Here is an 18,158-nt window from a genome sequence, read left to right on the forward strand (position 1 = left end):
CTCTTTATTTATTGGCATTATAATTTCTCTTGGGGAAAAAATCTCTAGCCTATATTTTATGTAAAATTTAGAGAGGTTTAACTTTAACAAAATTTTAAAAATTTTAAGAAGTCCCCAGTCTTTTAACATAAAAATTTTTTTGTGATATAATGATAAAAATTTAGGGAGTGAGAGAAATGAGCATAGAAAAAGTTAAAAATTATTTTAAAGATTTTGGTCTTGAAGACAGGATAAGAGAGTTTGAAACATCTAGTGCAACTGTAGAACTTGCAGCGGCAGCTCTTAATTGTCAGCCAGAAAGAATTGCCAAGAGCCTTTCCTTTATGCTAAGGGACAAGATAGTAATAGTGGTGACAGCTGGCGATGTGAAAATTGACAACAAGAAGTTCAAAGAATTTTTTGCCACCAAGGCAAGGATGATTGACAAGGATAGGGTGGAAGATTTAATCGGTCATGAAGTGGGAGGAGTTTGTCCCTTTGCCGTAAAGGATGGCGTAGAGGTATATCTCGACCAGTCCATAAAAAGATTTGACACAGTTTTTCCTGCCTGCGGTTCCAGCAATAGCGCTATAGAACTATCAATTGAAGAACTAGAAAAGTGTTCAAACTATAAGGCTTGGCTTGATGTTTGTAAAAATTAAAATAAAGCAAAAAAAGAATCAGCTCTTGTGAGCTGATTTTTTAAATTAACTTTGAAATTTTTTCATCAACAAGATCCATTTTTGCAGTTGGCTCAAATCTCTCAACTACATTTCCTTCCCTATCAACTAAGAATTTTGTGAAGTTCCATTTGATATCAGGATTGTTTTTGTAGTCCTTATCCCTAGACTTTAAAAGTGTTGCCATGGCAAGTGCCTTGGGACCATGTCCAAAGCCTTCAAATCCCTTTTGAGATTTTAAAAACTTATAAAGGTCAATTTCATTTTCTCCATTAACTTCAGCCTTCTTCATTTGTGGAAATTCAATATTAAAATTCAATTGGCAGAATTTTGATATTTCTTCATCACTTTCAGGCGCCTGTTCCTTAAATTGATTGCAAGGTATGTCAATTATTTCAAGTCCCTTATCGTGGTACTTGTCGTAAAGGTCTTGTAGGTCATTGTATTGGGGTGTAAAGCCACACCTTGTTGCAGTGTTTACTATTAAGATGACTTTACCCTTTAAATCCTTTAAGTCTAAGAAAGATCCATCTTGTTTTTCTATTTTATAATCATAAATCATATTTTTATTCCTCCCATATATTGTTATTTACCCAATTTTAAGAAACTATATCAAGAAAATTTATAGATAAATAAGGGTCACTGATTAAGAGTCAGTTGATAAAAAAAGAGATGGTCTCCCATCTCTTAATTTTTATCAACTTGTAGACTTATATGACTTAGTAAAGACTTGCTACTTGTAAATATCTTGCAAGCTAGCAAATCTTTACGACTTAATAAATTTTTATAAACTAGTCATTTATAATGATTTTTTAAGTTTTTATAAGTTGTTCTTATTTATTTTCTTCCAATAATTTGTCAATAGTTGCTGCTAGGGAATCTTTGTCAGCTTTTCCAACAAAGCCACCTAAGACTTTTCCTTCAGAATTCACAAAAAAAGTTGTTGGCATAGCAGTTATATTAACTAAAGTGTCTTCAGTAGTTGGGTTTGGCATAATATTTTTATAATTTACGCCAGAGTCTTTAATAATTTGTTGGGCTTCTTCCACATTTGTGTCCATGCTCACATTAGTGTCTACAACTACTCCAAGGAAGTTTACCTTGTCCTTGTAGTCCTCATATAATTTTCCTAAATCAGGCATCTCTTCCTTGCATGGTCCGCAAAATGTTCCCCATACATTTACAAGTGTTAATGGTTTTTCCTTGTAAAATTCTTCTGATTTTATTACATTGCCATCCATAATATCCATTGTTTGAAAATCGAAATTATCTATGGGCATGTCGCTTAATTCCATGGCAGCGGCTGTAGTTTTTTCATTATCATCAACCTTATTTGTTTCCGCTGGATTATTTTTCTTGCCACAAGCAAAAAGTGTTAGAGCCAGTGTAAATAAAATTAGTATCTTAAAAAGTTTTTTCATGTAATCACTCCAATTTGTATTTTAATTTTGCCTACTTAATTTAATTTTGCCTTATTTCATTATACTTCAAGCCTTTAAACTTGTCTATTTTAAAAATTTATTGTATAATAGATTTCACTTGTTCGGGAACTCCAAGTATAAAAAACTAATTGTTCTCCAAAGAAATGGAGGTTAAAATGAAAAAAATTATTATCGACGCAGATCCCGGGATTGACGATTCCATTGCCATTATCTTAGCAAATAATGTAGCGGAATATGATATCCTCGGGATCTCTTTAGTTTCGGGAAATGTGCACGCAGAAAAGGGAAGGAAAAATATCCTAAGACTTTCAAAGTTTTTAAATCAAGATTTTAAAATTTATATGGGAAGCACATCTCCTCTTTCAAAGGAATTTATTAACGCAGAGGACACTCATGGCGAAGATGGTCTCGGTGAAACTTATCTACCTTATAAGGAAAAAAATAGTGATGGCGATGCCATAGACTTCTTAGTTAATGAGGCGAGAAAGGGTCATTTGACAATTTTTGCCCTGGGACCACTTACCAATATTGCCAGAGCCTTAAAAAGAGATAGAGCCGCTTTTAAGGACACTAGAATAATTATAATGGGTGGCAACTTTAAGAGCCATGGCAACATGAGTCCTGTTGCTGAATTTAATTTTTATGTGGACCCAGATGCTGCTGACTATGTCATAAAAAATGCTCCCAATAAAGTTGAGATTCTGCCCCTTGATGTCACTAGAAAATTTGTCTTGACGCCAAGTATTTTGTCCTACATGAAGAGGCTCAATCCTGAGATGGGAAATTTTGTTGAAAAAATTACAAACTTTTACATGGACTTTCACTGGGAATACGAAAAAATTATTGGTTCAGTGATAAATGATCCCTTAACTATTATTGCAGAAAGAAAGCCAGAACTTTTGAGGAGCAGAACTTTTAATGCAGAGTGCATAACAGATGGACCTGCAAGAGGCATGCTCATGGTAGACGAGATGGACTTCATGAAGAGAGAAAAAAATATAATTCTTTATGAAGACTTAGATGTCTATGAAGTTTGGAAGTATTTTTTAGAAGAAATTACAAAATCTGAAGTTGATGAGAAAGTTTTAGGTGATATTTTATGAAAATTACTACAAAAAAAGTCACCCTTCTCGCACTTTGCATTGCCATGAATATGGTAGGATCATGGATTGGAGTGATGATTAAGCTTCCTGTTTACTTAGATTCAATTGGAACAGTTATGGCAGGCTTTGCCTTTGGTCCAGTATTTGGTATCTTGGCAGGAGTAATCACAGCTTTAGTAAATACAATATCAGACCCCATTGCCCTTTATTTTATGCCTACACAAATTATAGTAGGTTTTACGGCAGGTTATTTTAAATTTTTAAAAAGAAATGAATTTCTTCCAAAACTTTATCTAACACCAGCCATGTCCCTTCCAGCAGCAATTTCATCTGCCCTCATTGCCACTTATCTCTTTGGCACAGTGACAACGGCTGGCTCATCTTATATTGTGCAAGCCCTTCGCGCCATTATGGATATTTCAGATTTTGCCATTGTCCTTGGTGTGCAAATTATTACAGACTATGCAGACAAGTTGCTTTCCATTTTGTTTGTTTCAAAAGTTTACAACATGAATGCCTTTCAAGACATTTTGAGAAAGATAGATTAATAAATTTAATAAAAAATTTTCAGCCACTGCTTTTTGCAGTGGTTTTCTTTTTAACAAAAGTATATTTTACTTTTACTGGGACCTTAGATATCAACTTTTAGTTTACGATTGATAAAAAATCTACAAAAATCATAGGTATTTTTGCGAATTTTAAATAAAGATAATCTATTAGGGTATCAAATAATCATAAGCAAAATTAAATTTCTTATGTTTTTAGTTAAATAATAATTTAACAAGTGATATAATTAATTTAAGAAAGATTTTACACTGGAGGTGATTTAGTGTCAGATGATGCAGTAAAAAGAGTTAAAGACACTGAAGCTGAGGCAAAAAAAATTATTGACGATGCAGAAGTTAAGGCTGAGGAAATTATTAAAAATGCCAAATCTCTTGCAGAAGAATCCTATGACAAAATTGTCCAAAGGGCAAAGACGGAAAAGGATGCTTTCTTGGAAAAGGCAAGGGCTGAAGGAGAAGAGTCCGTTGTGCCAATAAGAGAAGAGGCGGCAAAAAAGATTGCTGAAATTTCAAATATTTCCAAAGACAAAGAAGCTGAAATTGTAAAGTCAGTGGTAGAGAGGATTGTGAATAATGGCAATAGTTAATATGAAAAAATTCAAACTCTTTATCTTTGATGGGGACAGGGCTAAACTAATTGATAAATTTCAAAAGTTTAATTATGTTCACATTGACGAGTCTCGCTTTGATGCTGATTTTTCAGAAGACGATTTCACAAGACCTAGGTCTTCAGAAGATTTAATTGAAATTGACGACAAAATCAAAAGGTCAAAGGAAGACATTGATCTGCTACTTCAGTTTAAGGAAAAGGAAAATCCTCTTAAGGCTATGAAAGAGGGAGTAGAGGACATTAGCTTGGAAGAGCTTGCTGCTAGGGCTCTGGCATTTCCCTTTGAGAAAATCGACGGCGAAATTAAGGCTTTAGTAGAGGCTAAAGACAAAAACAACAGCAAGATTCAAAACATCGATTCAAAGATTGGTGAATTGAAACCTTGGGAAGATCTTTCATCTTCCTTAGATGGTTTGAATAATATGGGTTCTGTAAACATTTACACAGGCACCGTTTCTTCCAACCATGCAGGGGGATTTGAAAGCGAATTTATAAAAAATGATCTTGCCTACCTTGATAGGGTCTCCAAGGACAAGAATTTTTATTATTATCTAATGATAGTGGAAAATTCTGTTGATGAAAAGATAAAATCCCTATTTTCAAGCTATGGTTTCACGCCTATAAACATCAAAGCAGATGGAAAAGTCAAGGACAAGATAGAGTCCTATGAAAGAGACAAAGAGTTTCTTTATGAAAAAAATAAAAACATAGAAGAAGACTTAAAGACTTATTTAAAATATTTGGAAGATTTTAAATTTTCCTATGAATTTTATCGAAATGAAAAAATTAAGATAATGTCAGAGAGAAAATTTTTAAAGACTACTGAACTTGACCTCATAGAAGGTTATGTTCCAAGCGACAGATTAAGTGACTTTGAAAATGAAGTTAAAAAAGTTTGTGGCGAAAATTATTATCTAAATGCAGAAGATGCAAATAGAGACTCTGAGAAAGTGCCAATTTTACTTAAGAATAATTCCTTTGTAAGTCCCTTTGAACTTATGACGGAAATGTATTCTATGCCAAGATACAATGAAATTGACCCGACGCCTTTCTTTGCGCCTTTTTATTTTATATTTGCAGGCATAATGGTTGGCGACTTTGGCTATGGTCTTTTAGTATTTTTGGGCACGCTTTTTGCCCTTAAAAAGTTTAAGTTGACGGAAAAGAAGAGAAGATTTATAAAATTCTTCAATTATCTTTCTATTTCCACAATAATATTTGGACTTGTATTTGGTTCCTTCTTTGGAGGAATAATCGAACTTCCAGCACTTATAGATCCAGCAGAGGATTCAACACTTTTAGTAATTCTCTCACTAATACTTGGTGGCATTCACATATTCTTTGCCCTTGGCATCAAGGCTTATATGAATATTCGCGATGGCAAACCAAAGGATGCCCTTTATGATGTTGGATTTTGGTACATGGCAGTTTTGGGAGCAATTGGATTTATCTTAAGTAAATTCCTTCCACAAGTTGCAGCCTTTGGCAAAGTATTCTTGGTAGTAATGGTACTTGGCATGATAGGCATTGTGGCAACTGGTGGTAGAGAAGAAAAATCCACTGGTGCAAAAATAGGTTGGGGAATTTATTCCCTATATGGAATTTCATCTTATCTTGGTGATTTCGTATCTTACCTAAGACTTATGGCGCTAGTTTTATCAGGTTCTTTCTTGGGACTTGCCATAAATATGATTGCAGGAATGCTTTTTGAGTCAAATATACTTGGCAAATTATTTGCAATAGTAATTTTTGTGGTATTCCAATTATTTAATGCCTTTCTTTCTTATTTGTCAGCTTATGTTCATACAGCAAGGCTTACTTATGTAGAAATGTTTAATAAATTTTATGAAGGTGGAGGCATACCTTTCAAAAAAATGATAGAAAATTCAGATTACTTTAATATAGACTAGGAGGATTAATATGTTAAATGGATTAATGGGAGAATATGGTGGATTGATTTTAGGATCACTTGGGATCTTCTTTGCAGTTGCACTTTCAGGTGCAGGCTCTGCTAAGGGAGTAGGTATGGCAGGTGAAGCTGCTGCAGGAGTAGTAATTGATGAGCCAGAAAAATTTGGTAAGTCACTTGTACTTCAACTACTTCCAGGTACACAAGGTCTTTACGGATTCGTAATTGGACTATTTATTTTATTTAGACTTTCACCAGATGTTCCAGTAAACACAGGATTTATGTACATGGCAAGTGGTGCCGTAATTGGTCTTGCTGGACTTGTATCTGCAGTTGCACAAGGAAAAGTTTCTGTTGCAGGTATTAATATCTTGGCAAAAAATGAAGAACAACAAGCAAAGGGTATTATCTTTGCAGTAATGGTTGAACTTTATGCAATTCTTGCCTTTGCAATTTCATTCTTTATACTATTTAGAGCCTAGGTGATACTATGGCAGGACTTGAAAATATTTTAAATAAAATTATTGAGGATGCAAAGACTAAGGCTGATGAAATTATAAAGGAAGCAGAAGAAAAACAACATATTGTTGTAGAAAAAAGAGAAGATGATGCAAAATTTTTAGCTGATAAAATTAATGAAATCTCTATAAAAGAAAGAGAAGAACTTTTAAAAAGGGCAAAGTCCAGTGCTGAACTAAAGGCAAGAGATGACATCTTATCTGAAAAGCACAAGGTAATTGATGAGGTCCTTGAAAAGGCAATAGGAGAGCTTGAAAATTTGTCAGAAGAAGATTTTGTAAAATTCGTAAAAAATAATATTGAAGGTGTAGAGGACAAAAATTCTATATTAGATGTGCCAAGTAAATATAGGGATGCAGTAAAAAAAGCTGATCTTGGCTTTAAGGTATCTGATACTGATGTAGAAAGAGGCTTTGTCCTACACAATGGAAATTTAATTTACAATGGCGACTTTAGGTCCCTTGTAAAATCTGAAAGAGAAGAGTTGGAAAAATTTTTGGCTGAAAAACTTTTCAGTTAAGAGGAAAAGGTGGTTAAATGGATAGAAGTAAATTTATCCAAAGTTCTACAAGACTTAGGGTCATGGAAAAGGAACTTTTAAAAAGTGAAAACTTTATAAGAGCTTCTGAGACAGAAACTTTGGAAGACGCACTTAGATCTCTATCTGATACAGTTTACAACAAGTATATAAATAAAATCTCTTCTCCCACAGAGTATGAATATATTTTAAAAGAAGAACTCACAAGGTTTTATGATGAACTTTTTGATATTTCTCCTTCCAAAATCCCTATTCGTCTCATTACCTTAAAATATTTTTACCATAATTTAAAGGTTCTTATTAAAGAAGACATTGGGAAAAAGGACTTAAAGGATCTCTACATGAACATTGGAGATTTTGACTTAAAGGAATATAGAGATGCCCTTGTAAAAGGAAGCAAGAAAAATAAGTATTTTGAACTTATTCAAAGGGTTGAGGAGATTTACGAAGAAAAGAAAGATCCACAACTAATTGATATTTATCTCGACAATGCCTACTTCACTGAACTTCTTGAACTTGCAGAAGAGTCTCAAGTGGACTTATTTATAGAATACGCAAAGAATTTAATTGATTTTACAAATATTAGGACACTTCTAAGGGCTAAAAAGCAAGAAAAAGATGTGGAATTTTTAAGACAAATAATCATTGAAGGTGGCAATGTCAGAAAAGAAACTTATTTGGATTTATTAAATAGAGAGCTAAGTTCAGATACAGATGTCTTCAAAAAACTTGAGATTTACAAGTATATTAAAGAGGCACTTGATTCCTTTAAGGAAAGGGGAAATCTTTCAGACTTTGAAAGAGAGATGGACAATTACTTTATAGACTTAATAAAGGATGTAAAGTACATCACCTATGGTCCAGAAGTTATTTTTGCCAATGTCTTGGCAAAGGAAATGGAAATTAAAAATCTTAGAATTATTTTGGTTTCCAAACTAAATGGACTTGACAGTGAATTTATTAGAGAAAAGTTGCGTGATACTTATGTATAAAATTGCAGTTATTGGCGACAAGGACTCGGTTCTATCCTTTAAGGCAATTGGGATAGATGTCTTCGTCAGCTACGAAGAAAAGGATGCAAGGGCAAAGGTTGATGCTCTTGCCAAAAAAGATTATGGCGTAATTTATATTACAGAAGAACTTGCTGCAAAAATACCAAATACTATAGAGAGATATAATGACAAATTATTGCCAGCAATTATAGTAATTCCTTCAAACAAGGGAACTCTTGGTATTGGTATGAAGAATTTGAACAAAAATGTTGAAAAGGCAGTTGGAGCAAATATATTAGGTGATTAATCACCTTTTTATAAAGGAGGAGCTTTATTGAAATCAGGAAAGATAATTAAAGTATCCGGACCACTAGTTGTAGCATCTGGCATGGAAGATGCCAATGTCTATGACGTAGTAGAAGTTTCTAAAGATAAACTAATTGGTGAAGTTATTGAAATGAGAGGCGACAAGGCTTCCATTCAAGTTTACGAAGAAACTACAGGTATTGGCCCTGGAGATGAAGTTTATACAACAGGAGCACCACTTTCCGTTGAGCTTGGACCTGGAATGATCGAGCAAATGTTTGACGGTATTCAAAGACCTCTTGTTGGACTTAGAGATGAAGCCGGAGACTTTTTAAAAAGAGGAGTTACAGTAAATCCTTTAAATAGAGAAAAGAAATGGGAATTTAAAAAAGTTGCAAAGGTTGGTGATTCTGTTGAAGCAGGAGATATACTTGGCACAGTAGAAGAAACAGCAGTTGTAACTCACAAAATCATGGTTCCCAATGGAATTAAGGGTAAGATTAAAGACATCAAGGAAGGTTCCTTTACTGTTGAAGAAACTATTGCAGTTATAGAAACAGAAAAGGGCGAGGAAAATCTTACAATGATACAAAAATGGCCAGTAAGAAAGGGAAGACCTTACAAGAAAAAAGTTGATCCAAGGGAACCTCTAGTTACTGGACAAAGGGTAATCGATACATTTTTCCCAATTACTAAGGGTGGTACTGCTGCCATACCAGGACCTTTTGGTTCAGGAAAGACAGTTGTACAACATCAACTTGCAAAATGGGCAGATGCACAAATAGTTGTCTATGTAGGTTGCGGAGAGCGTGGAAACGAAATGACTGATGTACTTATGGAATTTCCAGAGCTAATGGACCCTACAACTGGTCAGTCAATTATGAAGAGGACAGTTCTAATTGCCAACACTTCTAATATGCCAGTAGCAGCTCGTGAAGCATCAATTTATACAGGAATAACAATTTCAGAATACTTTAGAGATATGGGTTATTCAGTTGCCATGATGGCAGACTCTACATCTCGTTGGGCAGAAGCCCTTCGTGAAATGTCTGGTCGTCTTGAAGAAATGCCTGGTGACGAAGGTTACCCAGCTTATCTTGGCTCAAGAATTGCAGAATTTTATGAAAGAGCTGGTCGTGTTCTTGTAAATGGCTCTGAAGAAAGAGAAGGGGCACTTTCAGTTATAGGTGCAGTTTCTCCTCCAGGTGGAGATATTTCTGAACCAGTTACACAAAATACACTTAGAATCGTAAAAATATTCTGGAAACTAGACTACGATTTGTCTTACCAAAGACACTTCCCAGCTATTAACTGGATCGATTCCTATTCACTATATCAAGCAAAAATCGACGCTTATTTAGATGAAAATGTAGACAGAAGATTTTCAAAACTTAGAAAGAGATCCATGGCCCTTCTACAAGAAGAAACTTCACTACTTGAAGTTGTAAGACTTGTAGGTCGTGATACACTATCTGACGAAGACCAAGTTAAACTTGACACTACTAAGTCAATTCGTGAAGACTTTTTGCAACAAAATGCCTTCCACGATGTTGATACTTTCTGTCCACTTGAAAAACAATTTAAGATGCTTGACACAATCCTTTACTTCTATGACAAATGTCAAGAAGCACTAGAAAAGGGAGTCTACTTTAGTGAAATTGAAAAACTAGATGTAAAAGAAAATATTGCCAGAATGAAGTACCTTCCTAATGATGACTTGGGAAAAATCGACGCAATAAAAGATAAAATTGACAGTGAACTTAAAGAATTAGAAGAGGTCGGTGATGTAGATGCTTAAAGAATATAAATCAGTAACAGAAGTCGTTGGACCTCTTATGACTGTTGAAGGAGTAGAAGGTGCAGCCTACGAAGAACTTGTGGACATCGAACTTCAAACCGGCGAAAAGAGGCGTGGTCGTGTTATTGAAATTGAAGGCGACAAGGCCATGGTTCAAATTTTTGAAGGTTCCAGTGGAATTAACTTAATGGACACAAGCGTAAGATTTTTAGGAAAGCCACTTGAACTTGGCGTTTCACCAGACATGATTGGTAGAGTCTTTGACGGACTTGGTGAACCAATTGACGATGGTCCAAAGATTATTCCTGAAGAAAAAATAGATATTAACGGAACTGCCATAAACCCAGTTTCAAGAGACTACCCATCAGAATTTATTCAAACAGGGGTATCTGTAATTGATGGGCTTAACACTCTTGTTAGGGGACAAAAACTTCCAATATTTTCTGAAGCAGGACTTCCACACAACGAACTTGCAGCACAAATTGCAAGACAGGCTACTGTACTTTCAGGTGGAGACTTTGCCGTAGTATTTGCAGCCATGGGTATTACCTTTGAAGAAGCTCAATACTTTATTGACGACTTCACAAAGACAGGAGCCATTGACAGGGCGGTATTATTTATGAACCTTGCCAATGACCCAGCCATTGAAAGACTTGCAACACCAAAGATGGCACTTACTGCAGCAGAATATTTAGCCTTTGAACTTGGAAAGCACGTTCTTGTAATTTTAACAGATATGACAAACTATGCAGAAGCCCTAAGAGAAGTATCTGCAGCAAGAAAGGAAGTACCAGGTAGGCGTGGTTACCCAGGTTACCTATACACAGACCTTGCAGGTATTTATGAAAGAGCAGGAAGAATTAAGGGTAGAGAAGGATCCATTACACAAATTCCAATTTTGACAATGCCAGAAGGAGACATCACTCACCCAATCCCTGACCTTACAGGCTATATCACTGAAGGACAAATAATTCTTTCAACAGATTTATATAAGCAAGGACTTGAGCCACCAATTAACGCCATCCCATCACTTTCAAGACTTAAGGATAAGGGAATTGGCGAGGGCAAAACTCGTGAAGACCATGCTGATACAATGAACCAAATTTACGCAGCCTACACCGCAGGTAAGGAAGCAAAGGAACTTTCTGCCATCCTTGGCGAAACAGCCCTATCAGATACAGACAAGGCCTTTGCAAGATTTGCTGATATGTTTGAAAAGAGATATGTATCTCAAGGTTTTGAAACTAATAGACCAATAGAAGAGACACTTAACTTAGGTTGGGAACTTTTATCTATAATACCTAGAACAGAACTAAAGAGAATTGACGACAAATTAATTTCAAAATATTTGGGCGATAAGGAGAAAGATTCTAAAGATTCTGAAAATTTAGAAAATGAGGGATTATAATGACAAGACTTAAAGTAAATCCCACAAGAATGAATTTGTCCATCCTAAAAGACAAATTAGACAATGCTGCTAGAGGTCACAAACTTTTAAAGGACAAGCAAGACGAACTTATGAGACAGTTTATAACCCTCATAAAGGAAAATAAAAAGCTTAGACTTGAAGTAGAAGAAAAACTTCAAAATTCCTTTAAAGCCTTTCTCATGGCATCAGCTGCTATGAGTCCAGAAATGCTTGAAGAGGCAATTTCACTGCCTACTATGCAGACTCTTGTTAAAATCAAAAAGAAAAATGTAATGTCTGTTGATGTGCCAGAGATGGAATTTATAACAAAAAAGACATCTGAAGATGCATCTCGCTACCCTTACGGATATGCACAGACAACATCAGACCTTGACTATGCTATAGACGATCTTACAGAAGTCATGGAAGAGCTTTTGACTCTAACGCAAAAGGAAAAGGCAGCCCAACTTCTTGCCAATGAAATCGAAAAGACGAGAAGGAGAGTAAATGCCCTTGAGTACAAGACAATTCCAGACCTAGAAGAAACAATAAAATATATTCGCTCAAAGCTTGACGAAAGTGAAAGGGCAAATATAACAAGGCTGATGAAGGTTAAGGACATCATCTCAAAGGACGAGATGAAGGAAGAAAAATTAGAAAAAGTAAATGAAGAACTTGCATAAAATTAAGCCGGAGAATCTTCTCTGGCTTTTTTATATAATTTGTAAAAAATAAAACGTGTACCAAGCTAAATTATTGGTATAAATAAATTGGAGGGATGTTATGAAATTTTTACACACAATGATTAGAGTAAAGGACTTGGAAAAATCTGAAAAGTTTTATAAAGAAGCCTTGGGTTTTGTTGAATCAAGGCGCAAGGATTTTCCAGAAGATGAATTTACGCTACTATATTTAAAACTAGAAGACTCACCCTATGAACTTGAATTGACATATAATTATGACGGAAGGGACTACACAATTGGCGACGGCTACGGTCACATTGCCATTTCTCACAAGGACATAAAAGCCTTTAGGGAAGAATTAAAAAATAAGGGCTGTGACGTGACAGAACTAAAGGCCCTATCTGACAAATCAGATTCCTACTTCTTTGTTAAAGACCCAGATGGATATAAAATCGAAGTAATAGGAGAAAAATAAACATGAAAAAAACACCAGCTTGTGAAATTATTTCATAAGCTGGCATTTTTTACATATTATTTTTTAATTTTTCATTTAATCTTGCTATGTCCCTTTTGGCAAGTGTGTATTCAACAAACCAAATTACAAGATAGATTAAAAGATAAATGCCAAGGAAGATGGCAAGGGACAAAGAAGACTTTTGAAACCAATAGAGCTTGTAGCCCACAAAAACCATGGTGGATGCAGTTAAGAGAAAGTGAATGATGGTTCTTGCAAGTATTGAAAGTTTTTCTTCTTCCCAAACTACAGAGGCAAAGCCAAAGACCATGCCAAGAAGTCCGCTAAGACAAATGGACAAGAAGTTTGCCGCAAAGACTGACTTAGAACTTTCTATTAAGCTTGGGTTTGCAAGAGAAAAATCTCCATCAGCAAAAATATAGGACATAATTAGGGAAATGACCAGCAAAACAAATTCACAAATCAAGAGACCATTTACCATTCGACTAATAATTTTTTTCATAAAATCACCTCATATACCTAGAGTAGTTTTAATTTTTTTCACATATCTTCGAGATACGAAGGTCTTGGACTTATTTTTCATAGTGACAGAAATAGTTCCGGAGTAGGACAAGTCGAAGCTATCAACTAAGTTTAGGTTGATGAGTTCAGAGTTTGAAATCCTAACAAAATTTTTCGCCTTCAACATTTTTTCCAGCTGATAAATTCTCTTCTTGACCAAATATTTTTCCTCAAGAGATTCGGCGAAGACCCTGGAATCCTCTGTATAAATCCTGTAAATTTTTGCAGGCTTTAAAATTTTTATCTTCTCATCAAGAAAACCGATTAACAAATTTTCAGAATTTTCTAGCACAAAGGACTTCAGCCTTAAAACTTCTTCTGTAACCTTATCAGTGTAGACAAAAGCCTTGGGCACCTTATAATTTTCATCAATCTTAATTTCAAAATCCATTTCTGACCTCCTTTACTTATAATATAAACCTTGAAAATAAAAAGTAAATAAAACTTCTCTAAGTGGTTGAAAATTTTACCTAAGTGGCAAAAGAAAAAGTGCAGGATGTTTCCCACACTTAATCTAATAAAATTCCCCTTAAAAATCCGTGAAGGAGATGGTCGCCATTTTCGTCATAGACATCAGAAACTATGTCGATAAAATTTTTGCCACGCTTATTTTCCAGGTTTTCAACTAGGTTTAGGCATCTTATTTTTCTTCCAGTGTAAGCCTTTTTTATAAAATCAAACTCCATGCGATACATCAAAATATCGTAGTCGCCGCCAATTTTATTAGTAAGACTTGCAGTAAGTAGACCCTGCAAGAGGTACTCGCCCTTATCGTTGGGACTTTCGTGGTGCTTGCCCCAGAAGTTTGCATTCGCTGCGTAGTCTCTCAAATCTTTTTCAGTAAAAACTCTTTCGTAAATAACTTCGTCACCCTTATTTAATCTCATAAAAACACCTCATTCATAATATACCCAATAAATAAAATAAATTTGGGTAAAATAAAAGAGAGGTGTTAATGTGAAAAAAATTTTATTATACGGATTAGAAGAAGAAAAGACAAGAATCACAGAAAATGTGGCAAGAGAATTTGGCATTGAAATAAATAAAATCGCAAAAAATAATTTAGACAAAAAAGTCGGCGACCTCTTTGACTTAGATCTGACAGAAAATGATATTGTTGAAGATAAAAATAAACTAATGGTGTTTTCTGACTTTGACAGAAACATTTTGCAAGACTTTTTAATTGCCCTAAAAAAAGAGGGAGTAATGGTGGATCACAAATGCGTCCTCACAGAGACCAATTCAGACTGGACCTTTGCCTTTTTAATGGGTCATATTGCCGATGAGCACAGAGTTGTCACAAAATTTAGAGAACTTGGCGGGCTGGTAAAAATTGCCTTAGATAGACTTGAAGATGACAAGGACGAGGAACTCATGGACCTAGTAGAAAGAGCAATAGAAAATAAAAATAAGGAACTGGACGAGGAAAAACTTGACTCAGCCATAAAAGATTTGAGAGAAAAATTAGATATTAAGTAAGAGAAAAATAAAATCGGTGCAAAATATTGCATCGGTTTATTTTATTTTATGAAATCAAAAATTTGTAATAAGAATTTTTTTAGAATATAATGTTGTTAAGCTATATGGAGTAATTAACACAAAATGGTAAAGGAGGTGTAGGAATTGAAAAATATAATATTAGCTCCCATATTAAAATGGGTTGGCGGCAAAAGACAACTTTTAAATGAAATTAATCCTCTTTTACCTAAAAGAATCACAACTTATGTGGAACCTTTTGTAGGTGGAGGAGCAGTTTTATTTAGTTTACAACCTAAAAAAGCTATAATAAATGATTTTAACAAAGATTTAATAAATGTTTATAATATTGTAAGAGATAATCCACAAGAACTATTGGATATTTTAAAAGAACATGATAAAAATAATTCTGAAGATTATTATTACGAAATAAGAGCTTTAGATAGGTCTGAATATTATAAAAACATGAGTGACTTGGAAAAAGCAGCGAGAATAATATATCTTAATAAGACCTGCTATAACGGGCTTTTTAGAGTGAATCAAGCTGGACAATTTAATAGTCCTTATGGAAAATATAAAAATCCTAACATTGTTAATGAACCAGTAATACTAGCTATGTCTAATTATTTTAATGATAATAACATAAAAATAATGGAAGGTGACTATAGAGAAGCTTTAAAAAATTTACGAAAAGGTGCTTTTGTGTATTTTGATCCACCTTATATGCCAATATCCTCATCATCAAGTTTTACTGGATACACTGAAAATGGATTTAATGAAAAAGATCAAGAAGAGCTTAAAATAGAATGTGATAAGTTAAATGACAGAGGGATAAATTTTATGCTTTCTAATTCCGCACATCCATATATATTGGAACTTTACAAAGATTATGAAATTACTCTGGTAAAAGCTAGGCGTTCAATTAATTCTAAAGGCAATAAAAGAGGAGAAATAAACGAAGTATTGGTGAGAAACTATGGCAAAGATAAGTGCAAATGATGCTTGGAAAGAATTATTCAATAAATACGATATAGAAAAAGAAGTAAATGAAAATGGATTTTACAACATTACAGCAGAACAAATAAAAGAATTTAAAGAGCCAAGGCTTATGGCAAAATGGGACAGCTCAGAATCTTTGCCTGGCATTTTAAAATCAAAAAAGATAAATATTTTACCGACATCAAGAAGTTCTTACATACTAAGTGATTTTAAACTTTATGAAGATCTACCAAAATATGTTGAAGATGTAACAAAGATGCAAAAGGTAGAAATTAGGGATTTAGAAAGCATTAATATTGAGAATATTACTTCAGAGGCTAATGCAATAAATGTTTTAATGCTGTCCCCAATTCTCGAAGATTTTTTAAGAGATGGAGAAAATTTTGCAACTTTTAATGGAAGAATGGGAACTGGAGAATTTAATTTTTCAGTAGATAGAAATTCAAAGAAGCCTTTATTCATTGATGTTAAAAATGCACAGTGTGAAATTGATGCAGGACTAGAAAATGATAACTCTGTAGTAATTATTGAAGCAAAAAATGTTATTCATCCGGACTTTCATGTAAGACAATTGTATTATCCATATAGATTGTGGAAAAACAGAGTAAAGAAGCCAATAAGACTGGTTTTTTCCATATATTCTAATCAAATATTTAGGTTACTAGAATATAAATTTAATGACTTAAATAATTATTCTTCAATAGAATTAGTTCAAGAGAAGAATTATACTTTGCAAGATACAAAAATCACGACCGAAGATCTTTTTAAAGTATACAAGGATACAAAAGTCACGATAGATGATAACATGGAGGTTTACAAGACTCCTTTTGTTCAAGCAGATAGTTTTGAAAGAATTATTTCATTAATTGATTGTTTAAAGGGAGAAGATATGTCTTCAGGTAAAATTGCTGATATTATGCAGTTTGATATAAGACAGTCAGGATATTATTTTAATGCTGGCAAGTACTTAGGTATTTTTGAAAAATATGATGGTGAAGAATTCGATGAAGAAACTAGCCAGTGGAATAAAGTTAGAAAGATAAGATTGACAAAAAAAGGTTTAGAAATAGCTAAAATGAATTATAAACCTAGACAGTTAGAACTTGTTAAATTAATATTAAAACACAAAATTTTTAATGAATTATTTTTTGAAACTCACTCTACTGGTAAGTTACCAAAGAAAAATGATATAGAGTATTTAATGAGAAAGTACAATGTATGTGATGAAGGTCAAATAAGTAGACGAGCAGGTTCTGTAAGTTCTTGGTTAAAATGGATTTTTAAACTTCCAAATATTATAGAAGAATAGTTTAACCTTTTAAATTTATTAAAAGAGCTCTTAAATATATTATTGATGAGGTATTTAAGTTATGACAAATAAAATAACAAAATGGGAGCCTGAAAACTTTGAACTTGAAATGACAACTCATTGGTCCTTTCCAGAAAGAGGAGATTGGGCCACTCATGATGCAAAGTGGAGAGGTAATTGGTCACCCTACATACCTAGGAATATAATTTTAAGATATTCAAAGGAAAAAGATTTGATTTTAGACCAATTTGCAGGTGGCGGCACAACTCTTGTTGAAGCGAAATTATTAAATAGAGACATAATAGGAATAGATGTTAACGATGTTGCCCTTAATCGCTGTAAAGAAAAAATTGATTTCCATCATGAAGGAGCAGATGGCAAAGTTTTTTTGCGAAAGGGAGATGCAAGGAATTTAGATTTTATACCTGATAACAGTATTGATTTAATTTGCACTCATCCGCCCTATGCTAACATAATCGAGTATAGTGAGAATATTGAGGAAGACTTATCTCATTTAAAAACAAATGAATTTTTAGAGGAGATGAAAAAAGTTGCATCTGAAAGTTATAGAGTTTTAAAAAAAGATAAATTTTGTGCAGTCTTAATGGGTGACACTCGAAAAAATGGTCACATGATTCCTTTGTCTTTTTACGTAATGCAAGTTTTTGAAAATGCTGGATTTAAGCTAAAGGAAATGATAATTAAAGAACAGCACAATTGCAAAGCTACAGGATTTTGGAAGACAAATAGTATCAAGTACAATTTCCTACTTATAGCCCATGAGCATTTATTTATTTTTAGAAAA

General features: G+C 33.9%; 22 protein-coding genes. 17 read left to right on the forward strand and 5 right to left on the reverse strand.

Translation table 11 applies throughout. The annotated features are described in order from the left end of the window. Positions 1 to 176: 176 nt before the first annotated feature. Positions 177 to 641: a YbaK/EbsC family protein gene (locus tag HGPG_RS00965; RefSeq protein WP_019124177.1), complete on the forward strand. Its 465-nt coding sequence runs from the start codon at positions 177 to 179 to the stop codon at positions 639 to 641. 40 nt (positions 642 to 681) lie between these two features. Here the strand turns inward: HGPG_RS00965 and HGPG_RS00970 are convergent, their stop codons facing one another. Then, complete coding sequence (locus HGPG_RS00970; RefSeq protein WP_019124178.1) at positions 682 to 1,221, reverse strand: glutathione peroxidase; 540 nt, start codon at positions 1,219 to 1,221, stop codon at positions 682 to 684. Positions 1,222 to 1,492: 271 nt separating this feature from the next. Next, positions 1,493 to 2,080 carry a TlpA family protein disulfide reductase gene (locus HGPG_RS00975; protein WP_019124179.1) on the reverse strand — a complete coding sequence of 196 codons (588 nt, stop codon included), beginning with the start codon at positions 2,078 to 2,080 and terminating at the stop codon, positions 1,493 to 1,495. Between the two features lie 176 nt (positions 2,081 to 2,256). Between HGPG_RS00975 and HGPG_RS00980 the strand changes: the two genes are divergently transcribed. The 12 genes from HGPG_RS00980 to gloA all read left to right on the forward strand — a co-directional run bounded on the left by HGPG_RS00980 (position 2,257) and on the right by gloA (position 13,008). Continuing rightward, the gene (locus HGPG_RS00980; RefSeq protein WP_019124180.1) at positions 2,257 to 3,204 is read left to right on the forward strand and encodes a nucleoside hydrolase; all 948 of its coding nucleotides are present in this window, start codon (positions 2,257 to 2,259) and stop codon (positions 3,202 to 3,204) included. Next, on the forward strand, positions 3,201 to 3,752 hold the full coding sequence (locus HGPG_RS00985; RefSeq protein WP_019124181.1) for an ECF transporter S component: 552 nt from the start codon (positions 3,201 to 3,203) through the stop codon (positions 3,750 to 3,752). Before HGPG_RS00980 ends, HGPG_RS00985 begins: the two co-directional genes overlap by 4 nt. 281 nt (positions 3,753 to 4,033) lie before the next feature. Continuing rightward, positions 4,034 to 4,357, forward strand: coding sequence for a late embryogenesis abundant protein (locus HGPG_RS00990; RefSeq protein ID WP_019124182.1), 324 nt, complete (start codon positions 4,034 to 4,036; stop codon positions 4,355 to 4,357). Further along, entirely contained in the window at positions 4,344 to 6,290 is a 1,947-nt protein-coding gene (locus tag HGPG_RS00995) for a V-type ATP synthase subunit I (RefSeq protein ID WP_019124183.1), read from the forward strand. Before HGPG_RS00990 ends, HGPG_RS00995 begins: the two co-directional genes overlap by 14 nt. 10 nt (positions 6,291 to 6,300) lie before the next feature. Continuing rightward, on the forward strand, positions 6,301 to 6,771 hold the full coding sequence (locus tag HGPG_RS01000) for a V-type ATP synthase subunit K (RefSeq protein WP_019124184.1): 471 nt from the start codon (positions 6,301 to 6,303) through the stop codon (positions 6,769 to 6,771). An 8-nt stretch (positions 6,772 to 6,779) separates the two neighbouring features. Next, positions 6,780 to 7,328 carry a V-type ATP synthase subunit E gene (locus HGPG_RS01005; protein ID WP_019124185.1) on the forward strand — a complete coding sequence of 183 codons (549 nt, stop codon included), beginning with the start codon at positions 6,780 to 6,782 and terminating at the stop codon, positions 7,326 to 7,328. Between the two features lie 17 nt (positions 7,329 to 7,345). Further along, positions 7,346 to 8,338, forward strand: coding sequence for a V-type ATP synthase subunit C (locus tag HGPG_RS01010; protein ID WP_019124186.1), 993 nt, complete (start codon positions 7,346 to 7,348; stop codon positions 8,336 to 8,338). Continuing rightward, complete coding sequence (locus HGPG_RS01015; protein WP_019107528.1) at positions 8,331 to 8,645, forward strand: V-type ATP synthase subunit F; 315 nt, start codon at positions 8,331 to 8,333, stop codon at positions 8,643 to 8,645. The genes HGPG_RS01010 and HGPG_RS01015 overlap by 8 nt, the downstream gene beginning before the upstream one ends. 27 nt (positions 8,646 to 8,672) lie before the next feature. Beyond that, positions 8,673 to 10,442 (forward strand): V-type ATP synthase subunit A, encoded by a 1,770-nt coding sequence (locus HGPG_RS01020; protein WP_019124187.1) that lies wholly within the window; start codon positions 8,673 to 8,675, stop codon positions 10,440 to 10,442. After that, positions 10,435 to 11,850: a V-type ATP synthase subunit B gene (locus tag HGPG_RS01025; protein WP_019124188.1), complete on the forward strand. Its 1,416-nt coding sequence runs from the start codon at positions 10,435 to 10,437 to the stop codon at positions 11,848 to 11,850. The genes HGPG_RS01020 and HGPG_RS01025 overlap by 8 nt, the downstream gene beginning before the upstream one ends. Then, entirely contained in the window at positions 11,850 to 12,533 is a 684-nt protein-coding gene (locus HGPG_RS01030; protein ID WP_019124189.1) for a V-type ATP synthase subunit D, read from the forward strand. The genes HGPG_RS01025 and HGPG_RS01030 overlap by 1 nt, the downstream gene beginning before the upstream one ends. A gap of 100 nt (positions 12,534 to 12,633) precedes the next feature. Next, entirely contained in the window at positions 12,634 to 13,008 is a 375-nt protein-coding gene (gloA, locus tag HGPG_RS01035; protein WP_019124190.1) for a lactoylglutathione lyase, read from the forward strand. Positions 13,009 to 13,057: 49 nt separating this feature from the next. On the opposite strand, the gene HGPG_RS01040 is transcribed toward gloA, so the two are convergent. The 3 genes from HGPG_RS01040 to HGPG_RS01050 all read right to left on the reverse strand — a co-directional run bounded on the left by HGPG_RS01040 (position 13,058) and on the right by HGPG_RS01050 (position 14,456). Beyond that, positions 13,058 to 13,510, reverse strand: a complete 453-nt coding sequence (locus tag HGPG_RS01040) for a DUF3021 domain-containing protein (protein WP_019124191.1) — start codon at positions 13,508 to 13,510, stop codon at positions 13,058 to 13,060. Between the two features lie 9 nt (positions 13,511 to 13,519). Continuing rightward, on the reverse strand, positions 13,520 to 13,960 hold the full coding sequence (locus HGPG_RS01045) for a LytTR family DNA-binding domain-containing protein (protein WP_019124192.1): 441 nt from the start codon (positions 13,958 to 13,960) through the stop codon (positions 13,520 to 13,522). Positions 13,961 to 14,078: 118 nt separating this feature from the next. Continuing rightward, positions 14,079 to 14,456 (reverse strand): dehydratase, encoded by a 378-nt coding sequence (locus HGPG_RS01050; protein WP_019124193.1) that lies wholly within the window; start codon positions 14,454 to 14,456, stop codon positions 14,079 to 14,081. A gap of 70 nt (positions 14,457 to 14,526) precedes the next feature. Here HGPG_RS01050 and HGPG_RS01055 point away from each other — a divergent pair, with 70 nt between their 5' ends. The 4 genes from HGPG_RS01055 to HGPG_RS01070 all read left to right on the forward strand — a co-directional run. Further along, the gene (locus tag HGPG_RS01055) at positions 14,527 to 15,048 is read left to right on the forward strand and encodes a DUF3783 domain-containing protein (protein WP_019124194.1); all 522 of its coding nucleotides are present in this window, start codon (positions 14,527 to 14,529) and stop codon (positions 15,046 to 15,048) included. Between the two features lie 144 nt (positions 15,049 to 15,192). Next, positions 15,193 to 16,044 (forward strand): DNA adenine methylase, encoded by an 852-nt coding sequence (locus tag HGPG_RS01060; RefSeq protein WP_019124195.1) that lies wholly within the window; start codon positions 15,193 to 15,195, stop codon positions 16,042 to 16,044. Next, entirely contained in the window at positions 16,022 to 17,353 is a 1,332-nt protein-coding gene (locus tag HGPG_RS01065; protein WP_019124196.1) for a type II restriction enzyme, read from the forward strand. Before HGPG_RS01060 ends, HGPG_RS01065 begins: the two co-directional genes overlap by 23 nt. 61 nt (positions 17,354 to 17,414) lie before the next feature. Then, positions 17,415 to 18,158, forward strand: a 744-nt coding sequence (locus HGPG_RS01070; RefSeq protein ID WP_019124197.1) for a TRM11 family SAM-dependent methyltransferase, incomplete at its 3' end; no start/stop codon positions are given.

Origin of the sequence: Peptoniphilus grossensis ph5, assembly GCF_000311825.1 — a bacterium.
In the GTDB taxonomy this organism is placed as follows: Bacteria; Bacillota; Clostridia; order Tissierellales; family Peptoniphilaceae; genus Peptoniphilus_A; species Peptoniphilus_A hominis.